Genomic DNA, 15,366 nt, shown 5'->3' on the forward strand with positions numbered 1-15,366 from the left:
CAGCTCCTCCGGCCGAGCCCCCGGGTGGGGGTCCCCCCGCTCGAGCGAAGCCGAGAGTGGGGGAGGGTCGCTCTCCTGCTCCTCCGCGTCCAGCAGCTCGAACACCCGCTCGGCGGACGCGACACCCGACTGCACCAGGTTCGCCATCGACGCCACCTGCGTCAGCGGCATCGAGAACTGCCGCGAGTACTGGATGAAGGCCTGGACGTCACCGATGGACAGGGCCCCGGTCGCGACCCGCAGGCCGCCCACCACCGCCACCAGCACATAGTTGAGGTTCGACACGAAGAACATCAGCGGCTGCATGACCCCGCTGTTGAACTGCGCCTTGAACCCGGCCTCGTACAGCCGCTCGTTCTCCTCGGCGAACTGCTTCGCCGACTCCTCCTGGCGCCCGAACACCTTCACCAGCGTGTGCCCGGTGTACATCTCCTCGATGTGCGCGTTGAGCTTCCCGGTCGTCCGCCACTGCTGCACGAAGTGCGGCTGCGACCGCTTGCCGACCCGGGTGGCCACCACGAACGACAGCGGTACGGTCACCAGCGCGACCAGCGCCAGCAGCGGTGACACCCAGAACATCATCACCAGCACGCCCACGATCGTCAGGAGCGAGTTGACGAGCTGTCCCATCGACTGCTGGAGCGTCTGGCCGATGTTGTCGATGTCGTTGGTGGCGCGGCTGAGCACCTCACCGCGCTGCCGCTGGTCGAAGTACGACAGTGGCAGCCGCGACAGCTTCGCCTGCAAGTCCTGGCGCATCCGGGCCACGGTGTGGTTGATCGCCCGGTTGGAGAGCCGGGTGGCCACCGCCATCAGCAGACCGGCCACCATGAAGACGGCGAGCGCGATCAGCAGGACATGGCCGACGGCGGTGAAGTCGATGCCCTCGCCCGGCGTGAAGTCCGTGCCCTGGAGCATGTCGGCGACAGCGCCCTCCCCGCGCTGTCGCATGGACGCGAGCACCTCGGCCTTCGTGGCGCCCTCGGGCATCTGGCGCCCGACGACCCCCGCGAACACCAGGTCCGTCGCCTTGCCGAGGATCCACGGGCCCAGCACCGACAGTCCGACGCTGAGCACCGTGCACGCGAGCATCGCGTACATGGTGGACTTCTCGGGCTTGAACTGGGCGAGCAGCCGTTTGCCGGACCCCTTGAAGTCCATGGAGTGCTGGTCGGGGCCGCCCCCGGCCATCATCCGTCCCATCGGCCCGGCCATCAGGCAGCCTCCGCTTCCGTGAGCTGGGAGAGGACGATCTCCCGGTACGTCTCGTTGCCGGCCATGAGCTCGTGATGGCGGCCCGTACCGACGACGAGGCCCTCGTCGAGGACGATGATCCGGTCGGCTTCCCGGATCGTCGACACTCGCTGGGCGACGATCACGACCGTCGCGTCGGCGGTCTCCAGGGACAGCGCCGACCGCAGCGCCGCGTCGGTGGCATAGTCGAGCGCCGAGAACGAGTCGTCGAACAGGTAGATCTCCGGGCGCTGTACCAACGTCCGGGCGATGGCGAGCCGCTGGCGCTGACCGCCCGACACGTTCACCCCGCCCTGCGCGATGGGGGAGTCCAGCCCGTTCTCCAGCTCCTCGACGAACTCCTTGGCCTGCGCCACCTCCAGCGCGTGCCACAGCTCCTCGTCGGTCGCGTCCGGGTTGCCGTACCGCAGGTTGGTCGCGACCGTGCCCGCGAAGAGATAAGGCTTCTGCGGCACCAGCCCGACCGTCCGCGCCAGCAGCTTCGGATCGAGGGTGCGTACGTCCTCGCCGTCCACGAGGACCTCGCCCTCGGTGGCGTCGAACAGACGGGGGACCAGCCCGAGCAGCGTGGACTTGCCGCTGCCGGTCGAGCCGATGACGGCGGTCGTCTCGCCCGGCCGCGCCAACAGGTCGATGGACCTGAGCACCGGCTCCTCGGCACCGGGGTAGCGGAAGCCGCCGCCCCGGATCTCCAGCGTCCCGTGCCGCCGCAGCTCCCGTACGGGCGCGGAGGGCGGCACGACACTGCTCCGGGTGTCCAGGACCTCCTGGATGCGCTCGGCGCAGACCTCCGCGCGCGGCACCATCATGAACATGAAGGTGGCCATCATCACGGACATGACGATCTGCATGAGGTAGGCGAGGAACGCGGTCAGCGCGCCGATCTCCATCGCGCCGCTGTCGATCCGGTGGGCGCCGAACCACACCACCGCGATCGACGACAGGTTCACCACCGTCATGACGATCGGGAACATCAGGGCGAGTATGCGCCCGGTCCCGAGCGACACCTCCGTGAGGTCGGCGTTCGCGCCCCGGAAACGCTCCTTCTCGTACTCGTCCCGCACGAAGGCACGGATCACCCGGTTGCCGGTGATCTGCTCGCGCAGCACCCGGTTCACGGTGTCGAGCCGCTCCTGCATGGAGCGGAACAGCGGGCGCAGACGGCGCACGATCAGGCTGACCGAGATACCGAGCACCGGCACGACGGCCAGCAGCACACCCGACAGCGGCACATCGAGGCCCAGCGCCATCACGATGCCGCCCACGCACATGATCGGCGCCGACACCATCAGCGTGAACGTCATCAGGGCGAGCATCTGCACCTGCTGCACGTCGTTCGTCGTCCGCGTGATCAGCGAGGGCGCACCGAAGTGGCCGACCTCACGCGCCGAGAACGACTGCACCCGGTCGAAGACGGCGGCCCGGATGTCCCGGCCCACCGCCGACGCCGTACGGGCGCCGTAGTACACGGCCCCGATGTTGCAGACGACCTGGGCCAGCGACACCCCGATCATCAGCGCGCCGAAGGACAGGATGTAGCCCGTGTCCCCCTTCACGACGCCGTCGTCGATGATGTCCGCGTTGAGAGTGGGCAGGTAGAGGGTGGCGCACGTCTGCACGAACTGCAGCAGCACCAGTAAAGCGATGGGTTTTCTGTACGGCCTGAGATGGGTCCGTAGAAGTCGTATGAGCACGCGAGGTCTCTCGGTCGGCGACGGGGATGGATGCACCACCCACCATCGTCGGACACTCCACCTGCGTTACCCCAACCAATTAACCCAAGAGTGGTCCAAGCTCGGGCACCGGGACTACACCCGGAACGCCCCGGGGTGCGTCTGCTCCCGTACCGACACGTACTGCTGACGCACGGCCTGCCCCACGGCCAGTTCCTCGCCCGGCTCCAGGTACTGCGCGGGCGCGCCCTGCCAGGGCGGCGGGTTGCGCGGGTCGAGGGTGCCCTGGGAGACGCCGAGCGCCCACGCCGCCTGCCGGGCCGCGCCGATCGCCGCGTAGTCCCCGGGCTGCGGCACGACCACCTGCACGCCGAACAGCGCGGGCGCCGCCGCCTGTACGGCCGGCAGCTCCGCCGCCGCGCCCAGCAGGAAGATCCGCCGTACGTCGACCCCGCGTCCGCGCAGCACGTCCAGCGCGTCCGCGAGCCCGCACAGCATGCCCTCGAACGCGGCCCGCGCCAGGTGCTCGGGCTTCATCGCCTCCCGCCGCAGCCCGGTCAGGGTTCCGGCGGTGTGCGGCAGGTTCGGCGTCCGCTCGCCCTCCAGATACGGCAGCATCACCAGTCCGTGCGACCCCGGCGTCGACTTCATCGCCAGGTCGGACAGCCCCTCCAGATCGGGCACGCCCAGCATCTCGGCGGTACCGCGCAGGGTCCGTACGGCGTTCAGCGTCGTCACCACGGGCAGGTGCATGCCCGTCGCGTCGGCCAGGGACGTGATCATCCCGCTGGAGTCGACGAGGGCCTCCTGGTGCACCGCCATCACGGACCCCGACGCGCCCAGCGACACGACCGCGTCACCGAGTCCGATGCCGAGCCCGAAGGCTGCGGCCATGGTCTCGCCGGTCCCGGCGGAGATGAGGAGCCCCTCCGGTGTCGTACCCGCCGCGTCCGACGGCCCGAGCACCTCCGGCAGCATGGCCTGGTGGCCGAGCGCGAGTTCGACGAAGTCGGTGCGGTACCCGCCGGTGGCCGCCGACCAGTACCCGGTGCCGGAAGCCCCGCCCCGGTCCGTGGTCCGTCTCACCGGCCGCCCGAGCAACTGCCACACGAGCCAGTCGTGCGCCTGCATCAGCACGGCCGTGCGCAGCGCGCCGTCGGGATCGGTCCGGGCGAGCCAGCGCAGCTTGGTCACCGGCTGCGCGGCCTGCGGTACGCATCCCACGGCCTCCGCCCAGGCCTGCCGCCCGCCGAGCGCGTCGACCAGATCGGCGGCGGCGACCTGCGCCCGCTTGTCACCGCCGACCATCGCCGGCCGCACGGTGTTGCCCTGGGCGTCCAGGGCGATCAGCCCGTTCTGCTGTGCGGAGACACCGATCGCCTGCACGCCCTCCAGCAGCCCGCCGCCGGCCGCCTCACCGAGGGAAAGCAGCCACGCCTGCGGGTCGACGTCGGAGGGACGGCCGCCGCTCTCCGCCTTCTCCAGCGGATGCGGGGCATACCCCTGCCTGAGCACGGCTCCGGTGTCCGTGTCACAGACGACGATGCGAGTGAAATCGGGCGAACTGTCCAGCCCGGCGACTATCCCCATGGCGGAAATTCTGCCGTACGTAAGAAGGTGGGGCTGCCGCGGCGGACGGAGCCCGTCCGGCGTGCGACAGCATGGCGGAAGGGCCCCGGCGGCGCGCCCCGAAGGCTCTTCGCGCTGCCACGGCCCCTGGCACTACTGGGTACCGCGTACCGGTGCGCGGGGCACCGGATGTGGCTAGGTGTTACTGGTCCCCCAGTCGTCCGTACCGCCGCCGTTGGTGTTCCGTTCACGCAGCGACCGGACCCGTGCCGAGACCGCGTCCGGCACGTGCACGTCACCGACCTTGTCGCTCACCGCGTGGTACGCCTTCCCCGCGAAGGCGCGCCCCTGCTGAGCGGCCGATTCGGCGGTGTTGCGCACCGCGGGGTTCTCGGCGACCTGGCGGGCGGACTTCTTCAGCTGCTCGTAGCGCTCGCGCCCGGCCCGCGTGCCCAGCACGTAGCCCAGTGCGATGCCGGCGGCGAACGTGAGCCGATAGCGCATGGCGGCCACCATTCCCTTCCGTCTGCGTCGGTCGTTGTCCTGCCCTTGCCCTGCCACGGGGTGCTGATTGGCGAAGCACCCCCCTGCTTGCGCTAATGTATGTGTCGCAGCGAGCGGGCGCTTCCTGGCGGATACCCAGGTAGGTACGTTCGATGCAACGAGGCATTCCTCCGTAGCTCAATTGGCAGAGCAGCCGGCTGTTAACCGGCAGGTTACTGGTTCGAGTCCAGTCGGGGGAGCTCGGTCCTCCGTAGCTCAATTGGCAGAGCAGCCGGCTGTTAACCGGCAGGTTACTGGTTCGAGTCCAGTCGGGGGAGCAGCCTGAAGAGGACCCCGATGGGGTCCTTTTTCATGTCCGCCGGAACCGCAGAGCCGCTGGTGGGGTCCTTGAGGGCAGGCGAAGTCGACCATCCGAAGCAGGAGATCGTATGAGCGGCTATGCTGCGGCAGACGGCGCGCACAAATGTGCGCGACGCGCCGTGACGGGGCGGTAGCTCAGCCGGTTAGAGCAGCGGACTCATAATCCGTCGGCCGTGGGTTCGAGTCCCACCCGCCCCACCATGCACCCCTGTGACCTGCGGAAACGTCTCATCTGGGGTGCGGATTCAGGGCGTTGGTCCACGGGGCTGAATCCGCTGCTCGTGAGTTCGACTCCGTTGCCATCAGCGTTAGTTGAGGTCACTCTGACCTGCGCAGACGTATCGGCCCATGGCTGGAGGATGGCGTCGTGGGTGGGCTGTGCGAGCGTCTGGACGTCGGATTCTGGACGCTGGCTGGACACGAGGATCCGGAAGTGCTGCCCAGGGACCTTCGAGTGGGCGGGCCTGCCGGGCCGGCGGGGCACGGAGGCAGTCCTAATGGCGTGCGGTCCGAGTTGGGACGCGAAATAGCCCGTACTGGAAACGACCCAGAGAGGACCGACAGGCGGGGCGGGAGCTGCCGGGCTGGGCGGCCCCCGCACATACAGCCGCCGGTCTTCCTGCTCATCCCGTTCCTCCCGGGGCAGCGACGCATACCGCTGAGGCGAGACGTGGTCCGCTGCCCAGGGCCGCCGAGCGCGTGCTGCTGGTGATCGCCGACGACGTGACGTGGCTCGACAAGGCCGACGCGGCCGTCGTCGGGTTCGTCGCACGGCGCGTCACGGACGCTTCGATGTCGAGTACGACCTCGCCCGACGGTGCGGCGGCGGGAAAGCCCCGGTAGGGAGCCGGCGGGATGTTCACCACGACCCGGTCACCGGCGCGGGCCGCCTCCTCGGGTGTCGCGGCGCGGGCTCGCCGGCCGAGTTCGGCCACTGTCTCTGCCAGGGTCTGGGGACCGCGAGGTTTGGACAGTAGGACGTCGGCCGACCGCGATCGCGAGCCGGCGAGGTTCGTGACGAACGAGGGCCTGCTGCGCCCCGATTCTCACCGCCGAGGATCGGGCCAGGGGCGCCCTCGACCGCCTCAGCAGCCGCAACCCGCACCCCTACGAGTCTCGGTGACAAGCGAGTACAGCTCTCACCGCAGCGGGCGCTGTTCGCGCGAAGACGCCGGATCAAGAAGAAGAGACCGACCTCTTGCGGGAGGTCAGGCCGGCCCCGTTCGCCGACGATCCGGCCGTCGGTCATGTAGGAGAAGCTCATGACCTGCACCGAGATCTTGTTGGCGAAGTGTCACCTGATGACCACCGGGTGACCGCCACCCGCCGGGCATTTTGTCGGATCCCGGGAAACGATGGGGGACGTCACCGCGAGCAACCAGTCGCCGAAGCACCTCGCGAACGCCCGAACCGCGCTGGAAGGACATGTCATGACCGCTACCGCTCCCAAGGCTCCGACTGCACCAGGGGTGCGGTCCTGGTGGGGGATTCCGTACGCCACCGCCGAGCGGTATCGCCGCCCCGTGGTCGCGGACTTCGATCCAGACCGCCCCTATGACCGCAAGGGCGTCGTCTCCGTCCAGCCCGACAGCGGCGACTGGCTCGAAGCGGACAGCGGGATGGGCGAGGACTGCCTGAACCTGAACGTGTGGGCCCCTGAGCAGCCGGCCGACAAGGCGCTCCCGGTGACCGTGTACATCCACGGCGGCGGATTCGAGTACGGCGCGAACACCCAGATCACCTCCAACGCCTCCGGTCTCGCCGCGACGGGGCGCGTGGTGAGCGTGTCGGTCAACTACCGGCTCGGCGCCCTGGGCGCGCTCTCGCTCTCGCAATACGGCGGGCGGCTCGCCGAGGCCAGCAACCTTTTCCTGCAGGACGTCATCGCCGCGCTGACCTGGGTCAAGCGGAACATCGCCCACTTCGGCGGCGACCCCGACCAGGTCACGGTCTACGGCCACAGCGCCGGCGCCTACTCCACCTTCGGACTGCTCAGCGCCTCCTCCGCCGACGGCCTGTACCGGCGGCTGGCCGGGTTCTCCGGCGGGCCCGCTCGTAGCATCCCGGCCTGGTGGGCCGAGGAGCTCGCGCACCTGTTCGTCACCGAACTCGGCGTCGCGGACAACCCGGAGAAGCTGCTCGACCTCGACGCGGTCTCCCTGAGGGACGCCCTGCGCAAGGTCGCCCCGACGGACCTCGGAGTCCGCGGCGGGGTGGACAACAAGGCCACCGGCGTCGTCCTGGACATCGGGCAGCCGGGCGCGGTGGTGCACGCCCATCCCATGGACGTCCTCGCCTCGGGCGCGCACCGCGATGTCGACGTGCTGCTGAGCATGGCGAGTGACGACATGGGGTGGTGGGTGGCGAACGACCTCGACCGCTTCGACCCGCACACCCTCGACCGCGTCGTCGACGAGGTCGAGGGGTGGCGCATTTCCCGCTCCCGCGCGAAGAAGATCGTCGACGCCTACGACCAGGGCGTCCGTACCCCGGCCGAGGTCCGCGCCGCGGTCATGGCGGACTACCTCTTCGCGCTCCCGGCCGCCCGCGGCGCCCTGGCGCACGCCGCCGCAGGCGGCAACGCCCATCTCCTGATGATCGGGCCCGCCGAGGGCGCGCCCGCGGTGCACGGCACCGAGATGTACGCCCTGGTCGGCCAGGAACAGCCGGGCCGCAGCGCGGAGCAGGCGGAGCGAGACACCCGTATCCGCGACATCGTGCTCGACTTCGCCACCGGCGAGCAGTCCCGTCTGTGGCCCGCTGTCGCGGACCGGCCCACTTCGGGGAGCGTCGGCAACCCGCCCTGTGAGGCCACCGCCCACTACCAGCAGGCCCTTGACCTGTGGGAGGGCATCGACCGCCCCTGACGGTCATCGGGCCGTACGGAACAACGCACCAGGGGCGAACAGAGTAAGGAATTCGTCATGAGCCAATCGACAGCAGTTGGCGACAGGGCACCGGCGACGATGCGGGCCGTCGTCGTCACCCGCCCCGGCGGCCTCGACGCGCTGGAGATCAAGGACGTGCCGGTGCCGGTAAGCAAGCCCGGCTGGGTGCGGATCAGGGTGAAGGCGTTCGGCGTCAACGAGTCCGAGGTCACCACCCGCAAGGGCGAGTCCGACGCGGAGGTCACCTACCCACGTGTGCCCGGTATCGAGGGCGTCGGCGTGGTCGATGAGGCCGACGAGGACAGCGGGCTGCGGCCGGGACAGCAGGTGGCCACGATGATGGGCGGCATGGGCCGCTCGTACGACGGCGCGTACGCCCAGTACGTGAGCGTCCCCGCAGGGCAGGTCATCCCGTTCGAGACCGGCCTGCCGTGGGAGGTCGTCGGTGCGCTGCCGGAGATGTTCCAGACCGCCTACGGATCGTTGACCACCGGCCTGGACCTCAAGGCGGGGCAGACGCTGCTGATCCGCGGCGGCACCTCCACGGTCGGGCTGAGCGCGGCCACGATCGCGAAGGACCTCGGAGCCACCGTGCTGTCCACCACGCGCAGCCCAGAGAGGGCCGGGGCACTGCGGGCCGCGGGCGTCGACCATGCCCTCGTCGACAACGGCACCCTCGCCGACCAGGTGTGCGAGCTGGTGCCGGATGGCGTCGACGCCGCACTGGAACTGGTGGGCTGCTCGGTCCTCACCGACACCCTCCGCACCGTCCGCCGGCACGGCACGGTCTGCTTCACCGGAGCCCTGGCAGGCCAGTGGACGATCCCCGACTTCACCCCGTTCATGATCCCGGGCGGGGTGCGGCTGACCTCTTACGGCGGTCAGGCCGCCGATCTGCCGGCCGACGTCTTCGCCCACCAGCTCCAGGCCATTGCCGAAGGGCGCCTCAAAGTCCCGGTCGCGAAGGTCTACCACGGTCTGGAGCAGGTCCGTGATGCCCAGGCCGACCTCGAATCCGGCACCACGCCGGGCAAGCATGTCGTTGTCCTGGACGACTGAGAACTGATCGCGGAACGCGACAAGGTCATCGCACACATCAACTCGATCTGCTTGCACCCGCACATCGTGCGCAGTGAATACCTCAGCCCGGCGGTGAGCGTCACCGCTGCCCGGTGTTTCCGAAGGAGGGAACAGATGACGGACCAGGCAGCAGCAGACCTTTTCGGTGCCACGACCGTCCGGCCCTCGTTGGACCCGGAGCTCGCGCCCGTCGAGGAGGCGCGGGGAGCTGTTTTTCCGGCCCTGTCGGATGAAACCCTGCGAGAGATCCGACGGCAGATCGCCCAGGGTTCACCCGGGTTGGATTCGGAGGCTCTGACGGCGGGCGGCCGAGTGCGGGTGGAGGAGCGCCAGGTTCCGGGGTCAGAAGGCGAGCCGGACATCACGGTGCTGATTCTCAGCCCCGTCGAGGACCGACCGTCCTCGACGCAACCCTCGACGACAACGCGACGGCACGCGACTTCGCCTCGCTGCTTCCGCTGACGCTGCAGATGGACGACCTGTTCAAGCGCGAGAAGTACGGTCACCTGTCCCGGTCTCTCGCCGCAGGAGGCGAGCCGCGGTTCAGCTACGAGATCGGCAACATCGCCTACTGGTCACCCGGTCCCGACATCGCCATCTTCTACGACCACGACGGCCAGTCCATCCCCGACCCCGGCATCGTCGTCCTCGGCGAGATCGGCTCGGGGGCCGATGCCTTGAAGAAGTACGACGGCACGGTCGACGTCACCATCGAGGCCGTCGACTGAGACCCAGCCGGAACCACCGGGATCGTCAACCAGGGAGAGGAGGGGGGACGGTCCTTGCCTCGCGGGCTGCGTAGGCAGCCGGGGTGAGGCCGGTGCGGTCGCGGAAGAAGCGGCCGAAGTTCGCGGGGTCGGTGAAGCCGAGGTGGGCGGCCACCGCCCGGGCGTCCCACCGGGCAGCTCCCAGCAGGCGCCGGGCTTCCAGGAGGCGCCGCTCGTCGATGAGTTCACGCACCCCCTTGCCGGTGGCGTCCCGGGCGGCACGGCTGAGGGTGCGGACCGAGCAGCCAAGCAGCTCGGCGTAGTCCGCGGCTTGGTGCAGTTCGCGAAAGTGCAGCTCCAGGGCGTCCAGGAAGCGCCCGTACCTGTCGGCACGGCCCGTGCCGGCCGCGGCCGTGCCGATGGGGGCGATGCCCGGGGAGTTGGCCAGGCGCAGCAGCAGCGACTCGAGCAGGCTGCGCCGCAGGGCGTGGTGGACGTCGAGGGGGCGGCGCCCCAGTGCGCGGTGTTCGTCCAGGAGCTGGAGTGCCGTCTGCTGGAGCCAGGCGGTGTCGTCGGGGTGCGGGCTGAGCACGGCAGGGGCCTCGTGCGCGGTGAGCGGGGCCAGGAGACGGGCGAGGTCGGGCCGCAGCACGTCCGGTTCGAACAGAATGAACGGGCCGCGGGCCACGCCGGGCGGATGCCAGCACTGCGCGTGCCCCGGACGCACCCACAGCCACTGGCCAGGGGTGACGGTCCGCGTGACGTAGTCGACGTCGTGCCGCAACTCACCCTCGGTGACCAGGATCAGGTAGTGGAAGGTGGCACGGCCCGGACGGGGCGGGTTCCACGGCCAGTCGTCGTGCTGGGCGAAGAAATCCTCGACGGTACTCACCTCAAGGCCGTACGGAGTACCGACCGGGGGCTGGAAACCGTACAGCGGAACCGCAGCCGGTCCGGCCTGCCTGCTCGGCCCGGAGTGTCGCTTGTCGACCATCATGTGTCCGCAGCCTACTGCCCTTCCAGTCGGCTTCGACGGAAGGATGGGACGTGCCCCCGCGCCCGCGCGGCGCGCCCTCCGCCTCTTTCGATGCCCCAGTCCGTCACCACCGGAGAAGGCCCACCACCCATGAACGGATCGGCCCTGCACAAGACCGCCGCCGACTGCGCGGAGGAACTCCCCGGAGCCCAGCTGGAGCACCCCTTCGGCCCCGACTGGGAGGTCTACAAGGTACGCGGCAAGGTGTTCATGCTGATGACCGAAGTCCCGGGGCGTCCCGTCGTGATCCTCAAGGCGGACCCCGGCGAGGCCCACGCCCTGCGGCAGCAGTACAGCCACATCACCCCCGGCTACCACATGAACAAGAAGCACTGGATCACCCTGGAGAGCGGGGCGGGCGTCGACAAGAAGCTGATCGAGGAACTCGTCACCGACTCCTACCGGCTCGTGGTCGCCCACCTGCCCAGGGCCGAGCGGCCCGTCGACCCGCACACCTACGGCACCGGCGCACGGGCGGCCAGGTGAGCGCGGCCGGTGACCGGCTCCAGGACACCGCCCGCCAGGCGGCCCTGGCCCTCCCCGACGTCAGCCACGGGTACCCCTTCACCCCCGGACTCGACGTGTACAAGGTCGCGGACAAGGTGTTCCTGATCGTCACCGACGACCCGGATGATCAGATCATCACGGTCAAGTGCGAACCCGAACACGCCCGCGCTCACGTACGCGGCTACGCCTCGATCACACCGGGCCGCCATCTCGACAAACGGCACTGGATCTCCCTCGGTCCTGGTCCCGGCATCACCGAGCGGCTGGTCACCGACGCGGTCGAGGATTCCTACGACCTGGCCGTCGAGCGGCTGCCGCGGCGAGACCGCCCTGGTGCCCGATGAGCACCGCGAGCTTCCCCACGAGCGGCTGAGCCGACGCCTGTCAGTGCCCCGTGCACGGCTCGCCCCGTCCGCACACGTCCGCTTCCGACCCGAGAGACCAATGGAACCGACCCTGCCGCTCTTCGACGAGGAGCCCTCCCGGCCCCTCGCCGACCGCCTGCGCCCCACCCAGCTGGAAGATGTCGTCGGGCAGGACCACATCCTTGCCCGGGAGGCCCCGCTGGGCCGCATGGTCGCCCAGCAGCGCCTCGGCTCCGCCATCCTGTGGGGCCCGCCCGGCGTCGGGAAGACCACCATCGCCCGGCTCCTCGCGGACGCCGGCAACCTGGCCTTCGAGCCGGTGTCGGCCACCTTCTCCGGCGTGGCCGATCTGCGCAAGGTCTTCGCCACCGCACGAAGCCGACGCGGCATCGGCCAGGGCACCCTGCTGTTCGTCGACGAGATCCACCGCTTCAACCGTGCCCAGCAGGACAGCTTCCTGCCCTACGTCGAGGACGGCACCGTCACCCTGATCGGCGCCACCACGGAGAACCCGAGCTTCGAACTCAACGGCGCCCTCCTCTCCCGCACCCAGGTCCTCGTCCTCAAACGCCTCGACGAAGCCGCACTGTCCACGCTCCTCGACCGCGCCGAGCAGCTCACCGGCCACCATCTGCCCTTGGACGACGACGCCCGCCGCGCCCTGATCGCCATGGCGGACGGCGACGGCCGCTACCTCCTCAACATGGCCGAACAGCTTCAAGCCCTCCCGGACACCGAAACCACCCTGGACACCGCCGGGCTCGCCCATCACATCCAGCAGCGCGCCCCGCTGTACGACAAGGCGCAGGAGGGCCACTACAACCTGATCTCCGCGCTGCACAAGTCGATGCGCGGCTCCGACCCGGACGTGGCCCTGTACTGGCTCGCCCGCATGCTCGACGGCGGCGAGGACCCGCTGTTCGTCGCCCGCCGCCTGGTCCGCTTCGCGAACGAGGACATCGGCATGGCCGACCCGCACGCCATCCAGCAGGCCCTCGCCGCCTGGGACGTGTACGAGCGGCTCGGCTCACCGGAGGGCGAGTTGGCGATCGCCCAGGCCGTCGTCTACCTCGCCACCGCCCCCAAGTCCATCGCCGTCTACCGCGGCTTCAATGCCGCACACCGATCAGCCCGGCACACCGGCTCACTCATGCCACCCGCCCACATCCTCAACGCCCCGACCCGGCTGATGAAAGACCTCGGCTACGGCAAGGACTACCAGTACGACCCGGACACAGCCGACGGCTTCTCCGGTGACAACTACTTCCCCGACGACATGGATCGCGAGACGTACTACCAGCCCACCCGCAACGGCTACGAAGCCCAGATCACCGAGCGCCTGCGCCACTGGGCCGCTCTGCGCGCCCGTCGGCAACGCGGCTGACCGGCCGACGCCCGCGAAGAATTATCACGGCCGGAGAAGTGAAGACAGCGCGCCCGAGTCGTCCGTGACGTGCACTCACCCGGGCTTGCACCGCATCCGAGGATGAGGTTCGCCTACTCCTCGTCCTTCCCGAAGGAGAGAACAGATGGCAGGCCAGACAGCAGCAGACTGCCGATGATAAGTGGATCGACTTGCCACATGAAGGGTGTGGCAGTTACCTTCCGGTGGTAAGTCCATCGACTTACCTCACGGCTCGGCAAGGAACAGGCACATGAATCGTCTTGCGGGCAAGCGCGCCCTCATCACCGGCGGCACGAGTGGGATCGGTCTGGAGACCGCGCAGCGTTTTATCGCTGAGGGCGCCGACGTGCTGGTCACAGGCGTCACCCCGGCCAGCATCGATAAGGCGCGGCAGATCTTCGGGGACAAGGTGCCGGTGGTGCAGGCCGATGCGCGCGATCTCGATGCGCAGCGCGGCCTGGCGGAGCGGGTGCGTGAGCATTTCGGGAAGCTGGACGTGGCGTTCCTGAACGCCGGCGTCTCGGACTGGAGGCCGTTCGAGGACCACACGGAGGACAGCTTCGACCGTCTCTTCGACATCAACGTCAAGAGCGTCTTCTTCCTCACCCAGGCCCTGGTGCCCGTGCTGGCCAACCCGTCCTCGGTCATCCTCAACGCGTCCAACAGCGCGCACGGCGGTTACGGGCACTCGAACGCCTACGCCGCGACGAAGGCGGCCATCGCCTCCCTGATGCGGTCGTGGAACGCGGACCTGCTCAGGTCGCACGGCATCCGGTTCAACGCGGTCAGCCCCGGCCCGGTGGACACCCCGCTGTACTCGAAGCTCGGGATCGAGGATCCCGCGCAGCAGTCGGCGGTTCTGGAGGCGATCAGCTCCGGCATTCCTCTGGGGCGCATGGGTCTGCCCGAGGAGGTCGCGGAAGCCGTCGTGTACCTGGCCTCCGATGTCTCCGCCTTCGCCGTGGGCCAGGACCTTATCCTGGACGGTGGCCAGACCGTTCTCTGACAGCGAGGATGCGGCTGGGAGACGGGCGAGGGGCGTGGGTATGTCGGTGGCGGACCGTGACCGAATGGAAACCGGTGGCGATACGTGCCGGGCCGGGTATCACGCGCAGATCAAAGCCGAGAACCGCGCGCGCATCATCCGGGCCGCCCGCGACCTCTTCCTCGCCCGGGGATACGACAAGACCTCCCTGGCCCAGATCGCCAGGGAGGCCCGCGTCTCCACCGGCACCCTCTTCAAGCGGTACCCCTCCAAGGCCGCGCTGTTCGCGGCCGTCACCTCTGAACAGTGGCAACTGGACGTGCAGTACGCCGCACCACCCCCGCCCGGCGATCCCCGGTACGGGCTGGACCACATCGGCCGCGACTACGCCTGCCTGGTCTCACGGCCCGGCACGGCGGCGCTGTGCCGCCTCATCATCACCGAACTTCCCCAGATGCCGGAACTCGCCGACATCGTCGGCACCGGCTTCGCCATCGACCGCGGGCCCTTCTTCGACCGGCTCCGCGACTACCTGGACACCGAAGCGCAGGCCGGCACACTCGACTTCCGTTCGGCCGACGGACAGCCACAGCCGGCATCCGCAGTGGCCGAACAGTTCCTCGGCATGATCTGCGGCCAGCTCCTGTGGCCCCAGCTCGTACGCGCCGACTTCGTCCCGCCCGACCCCACCGACACCACGATCGTGGACGAAGCCGTCGCCCTCATGCTCACCCGCTACCGCACCGGATCCTGAACCCCGGACCACCAGTTCACGCTGCAAGAACCCCGATACGTCGCCCTACCAGGACAGGTACACGTATGGGTGACTCGACCGACAACGAATACCGGCGAGCGCGACCGGTCCTACCAGTAACCAACAGCGGTCGACGCTGAGCCGGGACCGTGGGGTCTGTGTAGCGAACGGTGGAACTCGGTCGGTTTTGTTCAGCGGCGTCCGGCGGTGAGCCGGCCGTCGAAGGTGATGTCGAAGGCTTGGAGTGCGGCCTTCCAGCGCATGGTCCAGCGTTTGCGT

At 69.3% G+C, this 15,366-nt stretch carries 15 protein-coding genes, 3 tRNA genes and 1 pseudogene; 13 read left to right on the plus strand and 6 right to left on the minus strand.

Features of this window, described 5'->3' with window-relative positions:
* From FNH08_RS25090 to FNH08_RS25105, 4 genes are all read right to left on the minus strand, one after another.
* A partial coding sequence (locus FNH08_RS25090; RefSeq protein ID WP_194238601.1) for an ABC transporter permease occupies positions 1–1,215 on the minus strand: 1,215 nt, incomplete at its 3' end.
* A complete protein-coding gene (locus FNH08_RS25095) occupies positions 1,215–2,948 on the minus strand; it encodes an ABC transporter ATP-binding protein (RefSeq protein WP_322725335.1) in 1,734 nt (577 codons plus the stop codon). The genes FNH08_RS25090 and FNH08_RS25095, both read right to left, overlap by 1 nt.
* A 114-nt stretch (positions 2,949–3,062) precedes the next feature.
* Positions 3,063–4,517, minus strand: a complete 1,455-nt coding sequence (locus FNH08_RS25100; RefSeq protein ID WP_152773818.1) for an FGGY family carbohydrate kinase — start codon at positions 4,515–4,517, stop codon at positions 3,063–3,065.
* A gap of 174 nt (positions 4,518–4,691) precedes the next feature.
* Positions 4,692–5,000 (minus strand): YtxH domain-containing protein, encoded by a 309-nt coding sequence (locus FNH08_RS25105; protein WP_152773819.1) that lies wholly within the window; start codon positions 4,998–5,000, stop codon positions 4,692–4,694.
* Positions 5,001–5,166: 166 nt separating this feature from the next.
* Between FNH08_RS25105 and FNH08_RS25110 the strand changes: the two genes are divergently transcribed.
* The 4 genes from FNH08_RS25110 to FNH08_RS52225 all read left to right on the plus strand — a co-directional run bounded on the left by FNH08_RS25110 (position 5,167) and on the right by FNH08_RS52225 (position 6,203).
* Positions 5,167–5,239, plus strand: a tRNA-Asn gene (locus FNH08_RS25110).
* A gap of 5 nt (positions 5,240–5,244) precedes the next feature.
* A tRNA-Asn gene (locus tag FNH08_RS25115) sits at positions 5,245–5,317 on the plus strand.
* Positions 5,318–5,484: 167 nt separating this feature from the next.
* Positions 5,485–5,561: transfer RNA gene (locus FNH08_RS25120), tRNA-Ile, on the plus strand.
* Positions 5,562–6,059: 498 nt separating this feature from the next.
* Complete coding sequence (locus FNH08_RS52225) at positions 6,060–6,203, plus strand: hypothetical protein (RefSeq protein ID WP_228034333.1); 144 nt, start codon at positions 6,060–6,062, stop codon at positions 6,201–6,203.
* A gap of 2 nt (positions 6,204–6,205) precedes the next feature.
* Here the strand turns inward: FNH08_RS52225 and FNH08_RS53600 are convergent.
* Positions 6,206–6,295: pseudogene (locus FNH08_RS53600) on the minus strand (NADP oxidoreductase); the annotation flags it as partial.
* Between the two features lie 495 nt (positions 6,296–6,790).
* Here FNH08_RS53600 and FNH08_RS25130 point away from each other — a divergent pair.
* From FNH08_RS25130 to FNH08_RS25145, 4 genes are all read left to right on the plus strand, one after another.
* Positions 6,791–8,227, plus strand: coding sequence for a carboxylesterase family protein (locus FNH08_RS25130; protein WP_152773820.1), 1,437 nt, complete (start codon positions 6,791–6,793; stop codon positions 8,225–8,227).
* Positions 8,228–8,284: 57 nt separating this feature from the next.
* Complete coding sequence (locus tag FNH08_RS25135; protein WP_152773821.1) at positions 8,285–9,307, plus strand: alcohol dehydrogenase catalytic domain-containing protein; 1,023 nt, start codon at positions 8,285–8,287, stop codon at positions 9,305–9,307.
* A 135-nt stretch (positions 9,308–9,442) separates the two neighbouring features.
* Complete coding sequence (locus FNH08_RS25140) at positions 9,443–9,790, plus strand: hypothetical protein (protein WP_194238602.1); 348 nt, start codon at positions 9,443–9,445, stop codon at positions 9,788–9,790.
* A complete protein-coding gene (locus tag FNH08_RS25145) occupies positions 9,778–10,056 on the plus strand; it encodes a cyclophilin-like fold protein (RefSeq protein WP_228034335.1) in 279 nt (92 codons plus the stop codon). Before FNH08_RS25140 ends, FNH08_RS25145 begins: the two co-directional genes overlap by 13 nt.
* Before the next feature lie 25 nt (positions 10,057–10,081).
* Here FNH08_RS25145 and FNH08_RS25150 read toward each other — a convergent pair whose 3' ends face one another.
* Positions 10,082–11,032, minus strand: coding sequence for a helix-turn-helix domain-containing protein (locus FNH08_RS25150; RefSeq protein ID WP_152773823.1), 951 nt, complete (start codon positions 11,030–11,032; stop codon positions 10,082–10,084).
* Positions 11,033–11,161: 129 nt separating this feature from the next.
* Here FNH08_RS25150 and FNH08_RS25155 point away from each other — a divergent pair, with 129 nt between their 5' ends.
* From FNH08_RS25155 to FNH08_RS25175, 5 genes are all read left to right on the plus strand, one after another.
* Positions 11,162–11,557, plus strand: coding sequence for an MmcQ/YjbR family DNA-binding protein (locus FNH08_RS25155; RefSeq protein ID WP_152773824.1), 396 nt, complete (start codon positions 11,162–11,164; stop codon positions 11,555–11,557).
* Positions 11,554–11,922: an MmcQ/YjbR family DNA-binding protein gene (locus tag FNH08_RS25160; RefSeq protein ID WP_322725339.1), complete on the plus strand. Its 369-nt coding sequence runs from the start codon at positions 11,554–11,556 to the stop codon at positions 11,920–11,922. The genes FNH08_RS25155 and FNH08_RS25160 overlap by 4 nt, the downstream gene beginning before the upstream one ends.
* Before the next feature lie 100 nt (positions 11,923–12,022).
* Positions 12,023–13,327 carry a replication-associated recombination protein A gene (locus tag FNH08_RS25165; protein WP_152773825.1) on the plus strand — a complete coding sequence of 435 codons (1,305 nt, stop codon included), beginning with the start codon at positions 12,023–12,025 and terminating at the stop codon, positions 13,325–13,327.
* A gap of 271 nt (positions 13,328–13,598) precedes the next feature.
* Positions 13,599–14,354 (plus strand): SDR family oxidoreductase, encoded by a 756-nt coding sequence (locus FNH08_RS25170; RefSeq protein ID WP_152773826.1) that lies wholly within the window; start codon positions 13,599–13,601, stop codon positions 14,352–14,354.
* A 64-nt stretch (positions 14,355–14,418) separates the two neighbouring features.
* On the plus strand, positions 14,419–15,087 hold the full coding sequence (locus FNH08_RS25175; protein ID WP_228034334.1) for a TetR/AcrR family transcriptional regulator: 669 nt from the start codon (positions 14,419–14,421) through the stop codon (positions 15,085–15,087).
* Positions 15,088–15,366: the final 279 nt, after the last annotated feature.

This window comes from Streptomyces spongiae, from assembly GCF_009377185.1.
Lineage (GTDB): Bacteria > Actinomycetota > Actinomycetes > Streptomycetales > Streptomycetaceae > Streptomyces > Streptomyces spongiae.

Bases quoted from the DNA above. Each gene is read 5' to 3' on its own strand.
- FNH08_RS25100 (WP_152773818.1), bottom strand. From the start codon at position 4,517: ATGGGGATAGTCGCCGGGCTGGACAGTTCGCCCGATTTCACTCGCATC.
- FNH08_RS25105 (WP_152773819.1), bottom strand. From the start codon at position 5,000: ATGCGCTATCGGCTCACGTTCGCCGCCGGCATCGCACTGGGCTACGTG.
- FNH08_RS25165 (WP_152773825.1), top strand. From the start codon at position 12,023: ATGGAACCGACCCTGCCGCTCTTCGACGAGGAGCCCTCCCGGCCCCTC.
- FNH08_RS25150 (WP_152773823.1), bottom strand. From the start codon at position 11,032: ATGATGGTCGACAAGCGACACTCCGGGCCGAGCAGGCAGGCCGGACCG.
- FNH08_RS25140 (WP_194238602.1), top strand. From the start codon at position 9,443: ATGACGGACCAGGCAGCAGCAGACCTTTTCGGTGCCACGACCGTCCGG.
- FNH08_RS25170 (WP_152773826.1), top strand. From the start codon at position 13,599: ATGAATCGTCTTGCGGGCAAGCGCGCCCTCATCACCGGCGGCACGAGT.
- FNH08_RS25130 (WP_152773820.1), top strand. From the start codon at position 6,791: ATGACCGCTACCGCTCCCAAGGCTCCGACTGCACCAGGGGTGCGGTCC.
- FNH08_RS25155 (WP_152773824.1), top strand. From the start codon at position 11,162: ATGAACGGATCGGCCCTGCACAAGACCGCCGCCGACTGCGCGGAGGAA.
- FNH08_RS25135 (WP_152773821.1), top strand. From the start codon at position 8,285: ATGAGCCAATCGACAGCAGTTGGCGACAGGGCACCGGCGACGATGCGG.
- FNH08_RS25175 (WP_228034334.1), top strand. From the start codon at position 14,419: ATGGAAACCGGTGGCGATACGTGCCGGGCCGGGTATCACGCGCAGATC.